The sequence below is a fragment of the Shigella sp. FC1967 genome (assembly GCF_001743005.1).
In the GTDB taxonomy this organism is placed as follows: Bacteria; Pseudomonadota; Gammaproteobacteria; order Enterobacterales; family Enterobacteriaceae; genus Proteus.
In genome coordinates this window covers 1-304 of the sequence record NZ_MIIZ01000069.1, presented here as the reverse complement: position 1 = coordinate 304, position 304 = coordinate 1, and the positions used below count along the sequence as shown (strand labels likewise).

Below are 304 nucleotides of genomic sequence, written 5' to 3'. Positions count from 1 at the left end.
CGCTTGGTTTTCGTCAACAATTGCACGAGAGAGTTTGTGTTGAAAATCAGCACGGGCATTGGCTACCCGTTCGTGTACACCTGCAAGCTGTATTCGGGCTTTACGGCGATTAGCACTCCCCAGTGTGATACTTTTTCAGCGCCCCCCGTAATTTCACGATGTAAACGCGCTTCAATCGGTGCGATTTTCGGGATTTTTTATCGCGCCATCAATGACTTTTGATCCCGACACAATGATAGCTAGATTGTCTGCCATGCTTACTTTTAAACGTGGGAAAACGGGCTTTTAGTTTCGGATTAAAAAA

General features: G+C 45.7%; 1 pseudogene. It reads right to left on the bottom strand.

The window, feature by feature from the left end:
* Nucleotides 1-304 (bottom strand): annotated as a pseudogene (locus BHE89_RS24560) (transposase); the annotation flags it as partial.